The sequence below is a fragment of the Streptomyces sp. NPDC052299 genome, assembly GCF_040679335.1.
Classification (GTDB): Bacteria; Actinomycetota; Actinomycetes; order Streptomycetales; family Streptomycetaceae; genus Streptomyces.
In genome coordinates this window covers 237,079-252,349 of the sequence record NZ_JBFAUP010000008.1, presented here as the reverse complement: position 1 = coordinate 252,349, position 15,271 = coordinate 237,079, and the positions used below count along the sequence as shown (strand labels likewise).

The window sequence follows — 15,271 nt, the reverse complement described above, 5'->3', positions numbered from 1 at the left end:
GCCGTCCCCCGAACGCACCTGAGCCGTTGCGGGGCCCCGGGCCCCGCGATGCACTGCCCCCATGAGCAACGATCAGCCGCCGCCCGGTCAGCCGCCCGAGGACGACCCGTTCAGGAAGCAGCCGCCCGGGGACCAGCCGCCGTCGTCCGGCTCGCCCTACGGCGCACCGCCGCCGCCACCGCCGTACGATCCGGGACCCTACGGGGGAGGCGGCCCGTACGGCGGAGCGGACCCGCTGGCGGGGATGCCGCCGCTCGCGGAGCCCGGCAAGCGCATCCTGGCCCGGCTGATCGACTTCCTGATCATCTCCATCCCGCTGTACCTGATCTCGCTGCCGTGGGGCGGCGCGGTCGAGGTGTCGGACAGCAACGGCAACGACGACGTCAGCGATGTCTTCGCCCAGACCTACAGCGGGCACCAGCTGGTCTGGTCGCTGATCGGGCTCGTCTGCTACGTCGCGTACGACACGTACTTCACGCACAAGGACGGCCGCACGCTCGGCAAGCGGCTGCTGAAGATGCGGGTCGCGATGCTCAACGACGGCAGGGTGCCGGACACCGGCGCGGCGTTCCTGCGGGCCGTGGTGCTGTGGCTGCCGGCACTGCTGTGCTGCCCGTGCCTGTGGTGGCTGATCAACATCGTGCTGATGTTCACCGACAAGCCCTACCGGCAGGGGCTCCAGGACAAGGCGGCCAAGACGGTGGTGGTCACCGTCAACTGAGGCTCGACCCGGACCCGGCCCGGAACTCAGCGCAGGCTCTGCGCGGAGACCGGCGAGCGGTCCTCGTCCCGGGCGGCGGGCGCGGTGCCACGGTGTGCGGACACCGGGGCGGCCGTCCTCGCCGCCCTCGCCGTGTGCCGGCGGGACCTCGCGGGGAGGGTGAGGGACACCGCGAGTCCGAGGGCGAGCGCGACCGTGCCGACGGCGGCGACACCGATGCCCGAAGTGGTCCGGAACAGCAGCAACATGGCCAGGGTCGAGAGGACGACGGTGACCGAACCGTAGGAGAGCTGTGCGGCAGTGGGACGCGGCATGGCGTTTTCCGTCCTCGGGACGTCGGATGGGCGGTCTCTCAACACGGTCGCGCTGTCAAGCGACTCTATGACGGTGGATGCCCTGGAGGAACGGGTGGTAAGCGTAACCTAACCCACAGTGCCGGTGCATGGGGGGCGCACGGAGTCATCTCCCGCGCTCCTGCGGGGGGTTGACGCGCCGGTGGGTGGCGAACGTCTCGTCCGCATACCGGAGTGGTGCTCCTGCATAGTGCACTTGCTCCGTTCAAGTCAAGGTCTGTCTTTTCTTCCGTAACTCCGGTCGAATGTCGTCACTTGTGACGCGTTCCGCGCGCGGCCTCTCCACACTCCCGGGCCGTCGCCGCGGGCGCCGGGGAGGACTGCATCACGTGATCATTAAGAGACGGGCGCTTCGGACCGGAGCGGTTGTCGTGGCCATGGCCGCGACCGCCGCGACCGCATCCGCCTTCGCCACCGCTCAGGCAGATGACCAGGCGTCAGGCACCGCTGCCTCGATCGACCGCCGGGACCCGGGGTCGGCCAAGGGCAACGACCACGACCTGGAGGGCCCGTTCAGCAAGCAGCAGGCCGCTCAGCGCCAGGCTGCCCTGGAACAGGTCATATCCGGCGACAAGAAGGTCTCGTCGCGCGAGGGCTCCAAGGTCGTCAAGCTCGACAGCAACAAGTACGTCGAGCTCGGCCGGGAGAAGACCGACAAGATCTTCACCGTGCTGGTGGAGTTCGGCGACAAGGTCGACGACACGACCACGTACGACCCGGACGGCGCGGGCCCCAAGCCCCCCGTCAAGAAGTACGGCGGCACGCCGGGACCGCTGCACAACCAGATCGCCCAGCCGGACCCGAAGAAGGACAACAGCACCGCCTGGCAGGCCGACTACAACCAGGCGCACTTCCAGGACCTGTACTTCGGCGAGGGTGCCGGCAAGCACTCTCTGAAGACGTACTACGAGAAGACCTCGTCCGGCCGTTACTCGGTCGACGGTGAGGTCTCCGACTGGGTCAAGGTCCCCTACAACGAGGCGCGCTACGGCTCGAACTACTGCGGTTCGACCAACTGCGCCAACGCCTGGGACATGATCAGGGACGGCGTCAACGCCTGGGCCGCGGACCAGAAGGCCAAGGGCCGTACGCAGGAGCAGATCAAGGCGGACCTGGCGCAGTACGACCAGTGGGACCGCTACGACTACGACAACGACGGCGACTTCAACGAGCCCGACGGCTACATCGATCACTTCCAGATCGTGCACGCGGGCGAGGACGAGTCGGCCGGCGGCGGCGTCGAGGGCACCAACGCCATCTGGGCGCACCGCTGGTACGCGTACGGCACCAACGCCGGCGCCACCGGCCCGGCCAACAACAAGGCCGGCGGCACCGAGATCGGCGACACCGGCATCTGGGTCGGCGACTACACCGCGCAGCCCGAGAACGGCGGCCTGGGCGTCTTCGCCCACGAGTACGGCCACGACCTCGGTCTCCCGGACCTCTACGACACGACCAACACCGCCGAGAACTCGGTCGGCTTCTGGTCGCTGATGTCGGCGGGCTCCTGGCTCGGCACCGGCAAGAACAGCATCGGGGACATGCCCGGTGACATGACCGCCTGGGACAAGCTCCAGCTGGGCTGGCTGAACTACGCCGAGGCCAAGGCCGCGACGAAGTCCACCCACAAGCTGGGCGTGTCCGAGTACAACACCAAGGACAAGCAGGCGCTCGTCGTCGAGCTGCCGAAGAAGGCCGTCACCACCGCCGTCACGACGCCCGCCGAGGGCGCCAAGCAGTGGTGGAGCGACATGGGCGACAACCTCAGCAACACGCTGTCGCGCTCCGTCGACCTGACCGGCAAGTCCAAGGCGTCCCTGGACCTCCAGGGCTGGTGGGACATCGAGAAGGACTACGACTACCTCTACACCGAGGTGTCCACCAACGGCGGCACCAGCTGGACCGCGATCGACGGCACCGCCGACGGTCAGCCGATCCCGCGCGACGCCAGTGACAAGCCGGCCCTGACCGACGTCTCCGGCAAGTACCAGAAGCTGTCGTACTCGCTGGACGCCTACGCGGGCCAGAAGATCGACATCCGCTTCCGCTACGCCACCGACGGCGGCGCGGGCGGCGTGGGCTTCGCGGCCGACACCATCTCGGTCACCGCCGACGGCACCGCGCTCTTCACGGACAACGCCGAGGGCGACGACAACGGCTGGACCAGCAAGGGCTTCTCGCGGGTCGGCGCGTCGTTCGAGAAGGACTACCCGCAGTACTACCTCGCGGAGAACCGTCAGTACGTCAGCTACGACGAGACGCTCAAGACGGGCCCGTACAACTTCGGGTTCTCCACCACCCGTCCGGACTGGGTCGAGCACTTCCCGTACCAGAACGGCCTGCTGGTCTGGCTCTGGGACACCTCCCAGAAGGACAACAACGTCTCGCAGCACCCGGGTCAGGGCCTGATCCTGCCGGTGGACGCGCACGCCAAGCCGCTGAAGTGGGCGAACGGCTCGATCATCCGCAACAAGATCCAGCCCTTCGACGCGCCCTTCAGCTGGTACCCGACGGACGGCTTCACGCTGCACCTGGCCGACCAGGCCGTGAAGATCAAGCCGCAGCTCGGCGTCCCGTCCTTCGACGACCACAAGGGCACCTACTGGTACAAGGAGAACCCGACCGGAAGCGTCAAGGTTCCTGACACCAACACCAAGATCACGATCGTCAACGAGCCGCTCAGCGGCGACACGATGACCGTCCAGGTCGGTGCCTCGAAGAAGTAGTACCGCATAACCGCAGGTCACAGCATGATCGGCCGTCGCCCTCTAGCGGGCGGCGGCCGATCGTGTTTAGGTGCCCCTGTTCACTTTCTTATTGACACGATGTCTCACGGGGGAGCGCGTACGCATGGCAGGCGGAGGATTCAGCAAATTGCCGAACGGCAGTGTGGTCGTCGCGATCACCCTGCCGGCCCCGGCGGACGGCCCCGGTCCGGGCGCCCCCGTCCGGGTCCTGGTGCACGCGGCGAACCGGTCCCGCGCCCTGACCCGGCTGCGGAACCTGGGCCTGCGCGCCGTCTATCTGCGGGGCAACGCCGAGCCGCCCACCCCGGACGAGGTCACCGCCGTCCTGCACCACCCGGACGGCGTCCTGTGGCGCGCGAGACCCGGCTGCGCGCAGGAGCTCTGGCACCCCATCCGCACCCTCCTGGAGCCCGCACCGGCGGTCCCGGCCGGCCGGGGCTGACCCCGGCCCCCGGGACGCTCAGACGACCGGCTTGCCGGTCAGCTTCACGCCCGCGCCGCGCAGCTCGGCCAGCGCCCGGTCCGTCGTCGCCCCGGCGACGCCCGCGGTCAGGTCCAGCAGCACCTGCGTGTCGAAGCCCTCGCGGACGGCGTCCAGCGCGGTCGCGCGCACGCAGTGGTCGGTGGCGATGCCGACCACGTCGACCTCGCGGACGTCCCGCTCGCGCAGCCACTCGGCGAGACCGGTGCCGTTCTCGTCCAGGCCCTCGAAGCCGCTGTACGCCGCCGCGTGGGCACCCTTGTCGAACACCGTGTCGATGGCCCCGGAGGCGACCGCGGGGGCGAAATTCGGGTGGAAGCCCACGCCCTCCGTACCGGCCACGCAGTGCGGCGGCCAGGAGTGCTCGAAGTCGGGCGCCGACGAGAAGTGGTCGCCGGGATCGATGTGGTGGTCCCGGGTGGCCACCACGTACCGGTAGGCGGGCCGGCTCTCGCCGATCAGGTCGGTGATGGCGGCGGCGACATCGGCACCCCCCGCCACGGCGAGGCTCCCGCCCTCACAGAAATCGTTCTGAACGTCCACGACGATCAAGGCGCGGTGCATGGTGGCTGTCCTTCGGGGAGTGGGGGAGCGGTACGGGGACGGTCCCGAGCCTAGAGATTCCAGCGGTTCAATCAAGCGCGCCCGTCACGCGTACTCCGTGGGGATGACCGCCTCGCCGCGCGAGAGCTGCATCGCCGACAACGGCAGACCCGCCCGCGCCGCGATGTGCCGGTCCCGCGCCGCGTCCAGCGGCTCACGGGCCACCACCTCGCCGCCCCGGACCAGCTCCACCAGCAGCTGCCGGTCGGCCAGGCCGGCGGGCACCGGCCCGGTGCCGATCACCTCGGCCTCGGCCACGCCCTCCTCGTCCAGCCGGCGCGCCGCCCACTTGCGGCCGCCCTTGGAGGACTTCGCGCCCATCGACTTCTTCGCGACCGGCCGCAGCTCGTCGCCCGGATCGCCGGACCCCGCGCGGGCGACGAGCTTGTAGACCATCGAGCAGGTGGGGTGCCCGCTGCCCGTGACGAGCTGCGTGCCCACCCCGTACGCGTCCACCGGCGCCGCGGCCAGCGAGGCGATGGCGTACTCGTCCAGGTCCGAGGTCACCACGATCTTCGTCCCGGTGGCGCCCAGCTCGTCCAGCTGCTGGCGCACCCGGTGGGCGACGAGCAGCAGGTCGCCCGAGTCGATCCGTACCGCGCCGAGCTCCGGCCCGGCGATCTCGACCGCCGTCCGGACCGCCTCGGCCACGTCGTACGTGTCCACCAGCAGCGTCGTACCGCGCCCCAGCGAGTCCACCTGGGCCCGGAAGGCGTCCCGCTCCGTGTCGTGCAGCAGGGTGAAGGCGTGGGCGCTCGTGCCGACCGTCGGGATGTTGTAGCGGAAGCCGGCCGCCAGGTCGGAGGTGGTGTCGAAGCCGCCGATGTACGCGGCACGGGCCGAGGCGACCGCCGACAGCTCGTGCGTGCGGCGCGCGCCCATCTCGATCAGCCGCCGCCCGCCCGCCGCCGCCGACATCCGGGAGGCCGCCGCGGCGATGGCCGAGTCGTGGTTGAGGATCGAGAGGATCACCGTCTCCAGGAGCACGCACTCGGCGAACGAGCCCTCCACGCGCAGGACCGGCGACCCCGGGAAGTAGACCTCGCCCTCCGGGTAGCCCCAGATGTCGCCGCCGAACCGGTAGTCCGCCAGGTAGTCCAGCGTCGGCCCGTCCACGATCGCCTGGTCCCGCAGGAAGCCGAGCATCTCCTCGTCGAAGTGGAAGTTCTCCACCGCGTCCAGGACCCGCCCGGTGCCCGCCACGACGCCGTAGCGCCGCCCCTCCGGCAGCCGGCGGGTGAACGCCTCGAAGACCGAGTGCCGTCCGGCCGTCCCGGCCTTCAGCGCGGCCTGCACCATCGTGAGCTCGTACTGGTCGGTGAAGAGCGCTGTCGAGGGCACACCGACCCGTCGCCCAAGGTCCGCAGAGTTCATGCCGGGGATGCTACCCCTATTTCGTCAAAGTGACGAGATGGGGGTGCCGGGGTGGGGCCGTTTGTGCGAGGGGCCCCTGCGAGTGGCAGCATGGGACAGGTGAGCGTCGCCCCTACAGAGATCGAACGTCCCGAATCGGCCGAGGACCACCTCGTCGTCCCCGAGCCCGACGTCCCCTGGGTGACGCTGGTCCACAACGACCCGGTCAACCTCATGAGCTACGTGACCTACGTGTTCCAGGCGTACTTCGGCTACTCCAAGGACAAGGCGCACAAGCTGATGCTGGACGTCCACCAGAAGGGCCGCGCCGTCGTCTCCAGCGGCAGCCGCGAGGAGATGGAACGCGACGTCCAGGCCATGCACGGCTACGGGCTGTGGGCCACGCTCACCCAGGACCGCAACTAGCACGCCCCGCCCCGCCCGCCCGACCATCATCGGAGAGAACCCATGGCCGGCCACTTCGAGGCCACTCCCGGCGGCGGCGCGGCCGTCGCGCTCGACGAGGTGGAGATCGCGATCCTGCGCTCCCTCGCCGTCCAGCTGCTCGAACTCATCGGCCCCGGCGACGAGCCCGCCGAGGGCGAGGACCCGCTCGCCGCGCTCTTCGCCGAGGGCCCGAGCGAGCCGCCCAGTGACCCGGCGCTGGCCCGCCTCTTCCCCGAGGCGTACGGCGACGAGGACGACGAACTGCGCGCCGCGTCCGCCGAGTTCCGCCGCTTCACCGAGAACGACCTGCGCACCCGCAAGCGCGAGGACGCGCTCGTGGTCGTCCGGACGCTCGACGCGCTGACCCCCGCTTCGGGAGGGGCGTCGCGCAGCGACTCGGACAAGGGTGGTGGTGGGCGACGGGAGGGCAAGGGTGCCGTCCTCACGCTCACCGCCGACGAGTGCCGCAACTGGCTCGGCTCGCTCAACGACCTCCGGCTCACCATCGGCACCCGCCTGGAGGTCGGCGACGAGGAGGAGGACGAGCGGAGCTCGCTCTACCGGCTTCCGGACAGTGACCCCCGAAAGCCCATGGTCATGGCCTATCTCTGGCTCGGCGCGCTCCAGGAAACCCTGGTCGAGACCATGATGCCGTGACGCGGGGTGTGCGTCCGGTCACGGTGTTCGCTCAACGGACACTCAAATCCGAATAACGATCGCGTCACCTGAACGGTCTTTTTTGCAGCGCCCGTTCCGCCTTGTCCGCTTTTACTTGTGGTGTGCGCCACAAAACGTCCGCCGGATCGCCGTTGCGCCCGTGATAAATCTTCACGACCACCCGGGAACGCCACCCAAGTTCCCGGGTAGGCGCTATCAGCCGGTAACCACCGGCGGCACTCCATCCGTATCCGGGGGGATCAGGACCTGATCCGCGGCCGAAAGGCGCGGATCGGCGTGGAGAAAGGCGCAACCACATGACATCGGCGCAGATCGACGACAAGGGGCCCGACGGCCCGCACGCCGCGGCCGCGGATGCCACCACTTCCGCCGAGGGCTATCAGAGAGCACTCGGAGCCCGCCAGATCCAGATGATCGCGATCGGCGGCGCCATCGGCACCGGGCTCTTCCTCGGCGCGGGAAAGGCCATCGCCAAGGCCGGACCCAGCCTCATCCTGGCCTACGCCATCGCGGGCCTGGTCATCTTCTTCATCATGCGCGCGCTCGGCGAACTCCTCATGTACCGCCCGGTCTCGGGCTCCTTCTCGGAGTACGCGCGCGAATTCATCGGCCCCTTCGCGGGCTTCGTCACCGGCTGGACGTACTGGCTCTTCTGGGTCGTCACCGGAATCACCGAAGTCACCGCGGCCGCCCAGTACATGACCTTCTGGTTCGACATTCCGCAATGGGTCTCGGCCCTGGTCTTCACCATCATTCTGTACGGCGTGAACCTCATCTCCGTAAAGCTCTTCGGTGAGCTGGAGTTCTGGTTCTCGATGGTCAAGGTCACCGCCATCGTCGGCATGATCCTCATCTGCGCCGGAATCCTCACCCTCGGCTTCTCCGACGCCGGGGACACCGCGAGCGTCACCCATCTGTGGTCCGACGGCGGCTTCTTCCCGCACGGCATCAAGGGCACCCTGATGACCCTGCAGATCGTCATGTTCGCCTTCCTCGCCGTCGAACTCGTCGGCGTCACCGCCGGCGAGTCCAAGGACCCCAAGACCGTCCTGCCCAAGGCCATCAACACCGTGCCCTGGCGCATCGCCGTCTTCTACATCGGCGCGCTGATCATGATCCTCTCGGTGGTGCCCTGGACCGAGTTCTCGCCCGGCGTCTCCCCGTTCGTGGAGGCCTTCAAGAAGATGGGCCTCGGCGTCGGCGCCGGAATCGTCAACTTCGTCGTCCTCACCGCCGCGCTCTCCTCCTGCAACTCCGGGATGTACTCCACCGGCCGCATGCTGCGCGACCTCGCGCTCAACGGCCAGGGCCCGAAGTTCTTCACCCGGCTCACCCGCAGCGGCACCCCGCTCATCGGCACCACGTTCTCCGCCGCGCTCATGCTCGTCGGCGTGTGGGTCAACTACCAGTGGCCCGGCGACGCCTTCACCTACGTCGTCTCCTTCGCCACGATCTCCGGCATGTGGGCCTGGATCATGATCCTGATCAGCCAGATCCGCTACCGCCGCCTCGCCGAGCGCGGACTGCTTCCGCAGTCCTCCTTCCGGGCCCCCGGAGCGCCGTACACCAGCGGCTTCGCGCTCGCGTTCATCGCCGTGGTCATCGTCATGATGGGCATCGACAAGGACGCCAGGATCTCGCTCTACTGCGCCCCGCTCTGGGCCCTGATCCTCGGCGTCTCCTACCTGGTCCTGAAGTCCAGGAACCCGGAGGGCAAGGCCTTCGCGGACCGCGTCAAGCGCTGATCCGTACGCCCCCACCAGCGGCGTTCCACGATGCGGGCCCTCGCGTACCACTCCTCGGTACGCGGGGGCCCGTCGTCCTATCCTGGGCGCCATGCTGACCATCACCCAGACGCTGTACGACCAGATCGTCGCGCACGCCCGCGCCGACCACCCCGACGAGGCCTGCGGCGTCGTCGCGGGCCCCGCCGGCAGCGGCCGCCCCGAGCGCTACATCCCCATGCTGAACGCCGCCCGCTCGCCCACGTTCTACGAGTTCGACTCCGCCGACCTGCTCAAGCTGTACCGCGAGATGGACGACCGCGACGAGGAGCCGGTGATCGTCTACCACTCGCACACGGCGACCGAGGCGTACCCCTCGCGCACCGACGTCACGTACGCCAACGAGCCCGGCGCCCACTACGTGCTCGTCTCCACCGCGGACACGGACGACGCGGGGCCCTTCCAGTTCCGCTCGTACCGGATCGTGGACGGCGAGATCACCGAGGAGGAGGTCCGGGTCGTGGAGGCGTACCCGGCGGCCTGACCACCCCGGCAGCGGTGCGACAGGGCCGTGCGGACCCCGGCCCTGTCCGCCCCTCGAACGTAAACCATCCACCAGGTGAGATCACACTCCGAATCCCCGGCCGGGAATCGATACGATGACCGCATGGTTCCCCATGACGTGAGTGACAAGACGCCGGGCTCGCTGCTCGTGGCGCGCCTGCACGTCGACCTGTGCCGCCTCTCCAGCGCGATCTGTACGAACCACCGGTCCGCCGGCCGCACGGCCTGAGCGGGCCGCACCCGGACGCCGCCGACCGGCCGGGCGCCCATCGCACCACGTACCGACCCCGCGCGGGGGCAGAGCCGCACGCCCCACGCCCACCGCCACCACTCCGCTTCGACAGGAGCCCACGCCATGGCCATCGAGGTCCGCATCCCGACCATCCTCCGCACCTACACCGACGGCGCCAAGGCCGTCGAGGGCCAGGGGGACACCCTCGCCGACCTCTTCACGGACCTGGAGAGCCGCCACACCGGCATCCGGGAGCGGATCGTGGACGGCGACCAGCTGCGCCGCTTCGTCAACGTCTACCTGAACGACGAGGACGTCCGCTTCCTGGACGGCATCTCCACCAAGCTCAGCGACGGCGACAGCATCACCATCCTCCCGGCCGTCGCCGGCGGCATGAACTGATGCGCTTCGACAGCCCGCTCGCCGCGGTGGGCAACACCCCGCTCGTCCGCCTGCCGCGGCTGTCACCCTCGGACGACGTCCGCATCTGGGCCAAGCTGGAGGACCGCAACCCCACCGGCTCGGTCAAGGACCGCCCCGCGCTCCACATGGTCGAACAGGCCGAGAAGGACGGCCGGCTCACCCCCGGCTGCACGATCCTGGAGCCCACCAGCGGCAACACCGGCATCTCGCTCGCGATGGCGGCCAAGCTCAAGGGCTACCGCATCGTGTGCGTGATGCCGGAGAACACCTCCCAGGAACGGCGCGACCTGCTCGCCATGTGGGGCGCCGAGATCATCTCCTCCCCGGCGGCGGGCGGCTCCAACACCGCGGTCCGCGTCGCCAAGGAGCTCTCGGCGCAGCACCCGGACTGGGTGATGCTCTACCAGTACGGCAACCCGGACAACGCGGGCGCCCACTACGCGACGACCGGGCCGGAGATCCTGGCCGACCTCCCCTCGGTGACCCACTTCGTGGCGGGGCTCGGCACGACGGGCACCCTCATGGGCGTCGGCCGCTACCTGCGTGAGCACGTCGAGGGCGTCCGGATCGTGGCCGCCGAGCCGCGCTACGACGACCTCGTCTACGGCCTGCGCAACCTGGACGAGGGCTTCGTCCCCGAGCTGTACGACGCCTCGGTCCTGACCACGCGCTACTCGGTCGGCTCCGCCGACGCGGTCACCCGCACCCGCGAACTCCTCCAGCAGGAGGGGATCTTCGCGGGCATCTCCACGGGGGCGGCGCTGCACGCCGCGATCGGAGTGGGCAACAAGGCGGTGAAGGCCGGGGAGAGCGCGGACATCGTGTTCGTCGTGGCCGACGGCGGCTGGAAGTACCTGTCCACGGGCGTCTACACCGCGCCGACCACGGAGGCGGCGATCGCCACGCTGCAGGGCCAGCTCTGGGCGTGACCGTATTTTCCCCGGAGGGGCTGGAGGTGGCTGCGGCCATGTCCAGCCCCTCCGGCGTTTGAGGAGCGGGGTCCGGGGCAGCGCCCCGGTTTCGGGAAGGGGCGGGGAGGGGAACGCCACCCGAACCGGTGACAGCGCAGGTGAGTTCCCCCACAACGAGCCACCCCGAAGGAGCGACCCGCTCTTTCGCGCCTTACGCTCGACAAACCGCACCGCGAGAACCGCACGAACCCTCCCCGTTCCCACGTCTCGGAGGTTCACGCTCCATGAAGCTCACCGTCGTCGGCTGCTCCGGCTCGTTCCCCTCCCCGGGATCGGCATGCTCGAGCTACCTCGTAGAGGCCGACGGCTTCCGGCTGCTCCTCGACATGGGCAACGGCGCCCTCGGCGAGCTGCAGCGCCATGTCGGTCTCTACGACCTCGACGCCATCTTCCTCAGCCACCTGCATGCCGACCACTGCATCGACATGTGCGCGTACTTCGTCGTCCGGTACTACCCGCACGGCGGCGACCGCCCCGCCCGCATCCCGGTCTACGGCCCCGAGGGCACCGAGCAGCGGCTCACCACCGCGCACGCGGACACCCCCTCCGACCACGCGATGAGCGAGGTCTTCGACTTCCACACGCTGAAGCCGGGCTGGTTCGAGATCGGCCCCTTCTCGGTGCGTACGGAGAAGCTCCGGCACCCCGTGGACACGTACGGCATCCGCATCGAGCACGGCGGCTCCTCGCTCACGTACTCCGGTGACACCGGCACCTGCGAGGCCCTGGACGAGCTGGCCCAGGGCACGGACCTCTTCCTCTGCGAGGCGTCCTTCGTGCACGGCAAGGAGGACATCCCGGACCTCCACCTCAACGGCCGCGAGGCCGGTGAGCTGGCGGCCCGGGCGGGCGTCGGCCGCCTGGTGCTCACGCACATCCCGCCGTGGACCGACGCCGGGCGGAACCTCTCCGACGCCCGCGAGGTCTTCACCGGCCCGACGGAACTCGCGGCGCCGGGCGCGGTGTACGAACTCTGAGCGGTGCGCCCTTCCGCGTACGACGAAGCCCTCACCTTCCGCCGGGAAGGTGAGGGCTTCGGGCTGTCGGGCCGGACCTACTTGGTCAGGTCCTCGACCTCCTCCTCGGGCTCACGGCCCGGGGTGGTGAGGTTGAACTTGACGATCGCGAAGCGGAAGGTCACGTAGTAGATCACCGCGAAGACCAGACCGATCGGGATGATCATCCACGGCTTGGTGGCGTGGGTCCAGTTCAGCGCGTAGTCGATGAACCCGGCCGAGAAGTTGAAGCCGGCGTGAACGCCCAGACCCCAGGTGATGGCCATCGAGGCGGCGGTCAGCACGGCGTGGAGCACGTACAGGACCGGCGCGATGAACATGAACGAGAACTCGATCGGCTCGGTCACACCGGTGACGAAGGAGGTCAGGGCCAGGGAGACCATCATGCCCATGACGGCCTTGCGGCGCTCGGGGCGGGCGGTGTGCGCGATGGCGATCGCGGCGGCCGGCAGACCGAACATCATGATCGGGAAGAAGCCGGACTGGAACATGCCCGCGGTCGGGTCGCCGGCCAGGAAGCGGGTGATGTCACCGTGGACGACCTCGCCGGCCGAGTTGGTGAAGTCACCGAGCTGGAACCAGGCGACGGTGTTCACGAACTGGTGCATGCCGATCGGGATCAGCGCGCGGTTGACGCCACCGAACAGGGCGGCGCCGCCGGAGCCGAGACCGGTCATCCACTCGCCGAAGTTGGAGATGCCGTCACCGATCGGCTCCCAGACCAGGCCGAAGAAGACACCGACGATGACGCCGACGAAGGCCATGATGATCGGGACCAGGCGGCGGCCGTTGAAGAAGCCGAGCCAGTCGACCAGCTTGGTGCGGTGGAACCGCTGCCACAGGACCGCGGCGAGCAGACCCATGATGATGCCGCCGAGGACACCCGGGTCGTTGTACGTCGCGGCGACGTCCTGACCCTTCTGGACCACCGCTTCGGTGACCGGGAACGCCTGCAGGACCTTGCTGTAGACGAGGAAGCCGACGAGCGCCGCGAGCGCGGTCGAGCCATCGGACTTCTTGGCGAAGCCGATGGCGACGCCTATGCAGAACAGGATCGGGAGGCTGCCGGTGATGGCGCCGCCCGCGTTGTTGAAGACGGCGGCGACCTTGTCCCAGCCGAGACCGTCCTTGCCGAAGATGTCGTCCTGGCCGAGACGCACCATGATGCCGGCCGCCGGCAGCACCGCGATCGGCAGCTGCAGGCTGCGACCCACCTTCTGCAGGCCCTGGAACAGGCCGGAGCCCCGCTTCTTCGCGGGGGCCGCCGTAGCGGTGGCCGTACTCATCAACTTCCTCCAGTAAGCAAGGCGCCGCCGGGGACAGGGGGTTTGGGTGGGCGACGACTCGAGAAACGTGAGGCGCGGAGCTTCACGTGGTCTGGACCACTGAGTGGTGTAGACCAGTTGTAGCACGGTGAGGGATAGATAAGGAACCTGCAATTTGCGACTACTTCGCAGCAGGCCGCGCATACGTACCGTGACATGCGGAAAACCCCCGGACCGCAGGGTCCGGGGGTCGCTCGGGCAAGGTCAGTGACCTTGCATAAAGGCTACTTCGTGAGGTTCCTCTCGATGTCCTCCTCCACCTCCTCGGGCTCCCGCCCGGGCGTCGGAAGGTTGAACTTCGTGATCGCGAACCGGAAGATCACGTAATAGACGACCGCGAAGCAGGCGCCGATGGGCATGATCAGCCATGGCTTCGTATCCAGGTGCCAGTTGACGACGTAGTCGATCAGCCCCGCCGAGAAGCTAAACCCGGCGTGCACGCCCAGCGCCCAGGTGATGCCCATCGACGCCCCGGTCAGGATCGCGTGCACCCCGTACAGCAGCGGCGCGACGAAGAGGAACGAGAACTCCAGCGGCTCCGTCACGCCCGTCACGAACGACGTGAGCGCGACGGACAGCATCAGACCGGCGACCTCCTTGCGCCGCTCCGGCCGCGCGGTGTGCGCGATGGCCAGCGCCGCCGCGGGCAGGCCGAACATCATGATCGGGAAGAAGCCCGAGGTGAACTGCCCGGCCGACGGGTCCCCGGCGAAGAACCGGGAGATGTCGCCCTGGACGGTGCCCCCGTCGCTCCCGGTGAACTCGCCCGCCTGGAACCAGAAGAACGTGTTCAGGAACTGGTGCATGCCGATCGGGATCAGCAGCCGGTTGGCGAAGCCGAAGATCGCCGCACCCCAGGCGCCCAGGTCGATCAGCTGCTTGGCGAACCAGGTCAGCGCGTCACCCACCGGCTGCCACAGCAGCCCGAACAGCACGCCCAGGACCGCGCACAGGAACGCCATCAGGATCGGGACCAGCCGCCGGCCGTTGAAGAAGCCGAGCCAGTCGACCAGCTTGGTGCGGTGGTAGCGCTGCCAGACCACGGCCGTCAGCAGCCCGATGATGATCCCGCCCAGCACGCCCGGGTTCTGCGGCACCCCCTCCGGGACGTCCTTGGTCACCGAACCGTCCACCGGGAACGCCGTCAGCACCCCCCGGTAGACCAGGAAGCCGGCGACCGCGGCGAGGGCCGTCGAGCCGTCCGCCTTCTTCGCGAAGCCGATCGCGACCCCGATGCAGAAGAGCAGCGGCAGGCCCAGCTCGCCGTCGAGGATCGCGCTCCCGCCGTTGAGGAGGACCTTGGCGGTCTTGTCCCAGAAGCGTCCGTGCAGCGAGGAGTCGAAGAGGTTGCCGAGGCTGACCAGCAGGCCCGCCGCGGGCAGGACGGCCACCGGCAGCTGCAGGCTGCGGCCGACCTTCTGCAGGCCCTGCACCGGCCCGTTCCACCACTTCCGCTGCGGTAGCGCGGCCGCGTTCGAACTCATCGGCATCCTCCCGGAACACGCCTGGTTTGGCGGTCGTCGCATACTGGTGTAGACCAGTCGCGATACGGTGCGGAGCCCGGCCCGGAAGGCGGGGCGCCGGTGATCGTCATCATTGGGGACCGTGCGGTTGCCCGCCCGAGAAGTTGGGC

General features: G+C 69.1%; 16 protein-coding genes. 11 read left to right on the top strand and 5 right to left on the bottom strand.

Annotation, left to right across the window (positions count from 1 at the left end; genetic code table 11):
* The first annotated feature begins 61 nt into the window (after positions 1-61).
* The gene (locus AB0L33_RS16340; RefSeq protein WP_365681847.1) at positions 62-721 is read left to right on the top strand and encodes an RDD family protein; all 660 of its coding nucleotides are present in this window, start codon (positions 62-64) and stop codon (positions 719-721) included.
* 26 nt (positions 722-747) lie between these two features.
* Here AB0L33_RS16340 and AB0L33_RS16335 read toward each other — a convergent pair whose 3' ends face one another.
* Positions 748-1,035, bottom strand: coding sequence for a hypothetical protein (locus tag AB0L33_RS16335; protein WP_365681845.1), 288 nt, complete (start codon positions 1,033-1,035; stop codon positions 748-750).
* Between the two features lie 368 nt (positions 1,036-1,403).
* Between AB0L33_RS16335 and AB0L33_RS16330 the strand changes: the two genes are divergently transcribed.
* Both AB0L33_RS16330 and AB0L33_RS16325 read left to right on the top strand, forming a co-directional pair.
* Complete coding sequence (locus AB0L33_RS16330; RefSeq protein WP_365681844.1) at positions 1,404-3,800, top strand: immune inhibitor A domain-containing protein; 2,397 nt, start codon at positions 1,404-1,406, stop codon at positions 3,798-3,800.
* A gap of 124 nt (positions 3,801-3,924) precedes the next feature.
* Positions 3,925-4,263: a hypothetical protein gene (locus tag AB0L33_RS16325; RefSeq protein WP_365681843.1), complete on the top strand. Its 339-nt coding sequence runs from the start codon at positions 3,925-3,927 to the stop codon at positions 4,261-4,263.
* A gap of 18 nt (positions 4,264-4,281) precedes the next feature.
* Here the strand turns inward: AB0L33_RS16325 and AB0L33_RS16320 are convergent, their stop codons facing one another.
* The gene (locus AB0L33_RS16320; protein ID WP_365681841.1) at positions 4,282-4,866 is read right to left on the bottom strand and encodes an isochorismatase family protein; all 585 of its coding nucleotides are present in this window, start codon (positions 4,864-4,866) and stop codon (positions 4,282-4,284) included.
* Between the two features lie 84 nt (positions 4,867-4,950).
* Entirely contained in the window at positions 4,951-6,279 is a 1,329-nt protein-coding gene (locus tag AB0L33_RS16315) for a nicotinate phosphoribosyltransferase (protein ID WP_365681839.1), read from the bottom strand.
* 90 nt (positions 6,280-6,369) lie between these two features.
* Between AB0L33_RS16315 and clpS the strand changes: the two genes are divergently transcribed.
* From clpS to AB0L33_RS16275, 8 genes are all read left to right on the top strand, one after another.
* Complete coding sequence (gene clpS, locus AB0L33_RS16310; RefSeq protein ID WP_073964985.1) at positions 6,370-6,684, top strand: ATP-dependent Clp protease adapter ClpS; 315 nt, start codon at positions 6,370-6,372, stop codon at positions 6,682-6,684.
* Between the two features lie 42 nt (positions 6,685-6,726).
* Complete coding sequence (locus AB0L33_RS16305) at positions 6,727-7,362, top strand: DUF2017 domain-containing protein (protein WP_365681837.1); 636 nt, start codon at positions 6,727-6,729, stop codon at positions 7,360-7,362.
* Between the two features lie 317 nt (positions 7,363-7,679).
* Positions 7,680-9,128 carry an amino acid permease gene (locus AB0L33_RS16300; RefSeq protein WP_365681835.1) on the top strand — a complete coding sequence of 483 codons (1,449 nt, stop codon included), beginning with the start codon at positions 7,680-7,682 and terminating at the stop codon, positions 9,126-9,128.
* Positions 9,129-9,219: 91 nt separating this feature from the next.
* Positions 9,220-9,651, top strand: coding sequence for a M67 family metallopeptidase (locus AB0L33_RS16295; protein WP_365681833.1), 432 nt, complete (start codon positions 9,220-9,222; stop codon positions 9,649-9,651).
* 123 nt (positions 9,652-9,774) lie between these two features.
* Entirely contained in the window at positions 9,775-9,900 is a 126-nt protein-coding gene (locus AB0L33_RS16290) for a putative leader peptide (protein ID WP_020207342.1), read from the top strand.
* Between the two features lie 126 nt (positions 9,901-10,026).
* Complete coding sequence (locus AB0L33_RS16285) at positions 10,027-10,305, top strand: MoaD/ThiS family protein (protein WP_018105612.1); 279 nt, start codon at positions 10,027-10,029, stop codon at positions 10,303-10,305.
* A complete protein-coding gene (locus AB0L33_RS16280) occupies positions 10,305-11,255 on the top strand; it encodes a cysteine synthase (RefSeq protein ID WP_365681830.1) in 951 nt (316 codons plus the stop codon). Before AB0L33_RS16285 ends, AB0L33_RS16280 begins: the two co-directional genes overlap by 1 nt.
* 266 nt (positions 11,256-11,521) lie before the next feature.
* Entirely contained in the window at positions 11,522-12,274 is a 753-nt protein-coding gene (locus AB0L33_RS16275) for an MBL fold metallo-hydrolase (RefSeq protein WP_365681828.1), read from the top strand.
* Positions 12,275-12,351: 77 nt separating this feature from the next.
* On the opposite strand, the gene AB0L33_RS16270 is transcribed toward AB0L33_RS16275, so the two are convergent.
* Together AB0L33_RS16270 and AB0L33_RS16265 are read right to left on the bottom strand one after the other, a co-directional pair.
* On the bottom strand, positions 12,352-13,599 hold the full coding sequence (locus AB0L33_RS16270) for a PTS transporter subunit EIIC (protein ID WP_365681826.1): 1,248 nt from the start codon (positions 13,597-13,599) through the stop codon (positions 12,352-12,354).
* 263 nt (positions 13,600-13,862) lie between these two features.
* On the bottom strand, positions 13,863-15,122 hold the full coding sequence (locus AB0L33_RS16265) for a PTS transporter subunit EIIC (protein WP_365681824.1): 1,260 nt from the start codon (positions 15,120-15,122) through the stop codon (positions 13,863-13,865).
* Between the last annotated feature and the right edge of the window lie 149 nt (positions 15,123-15,271).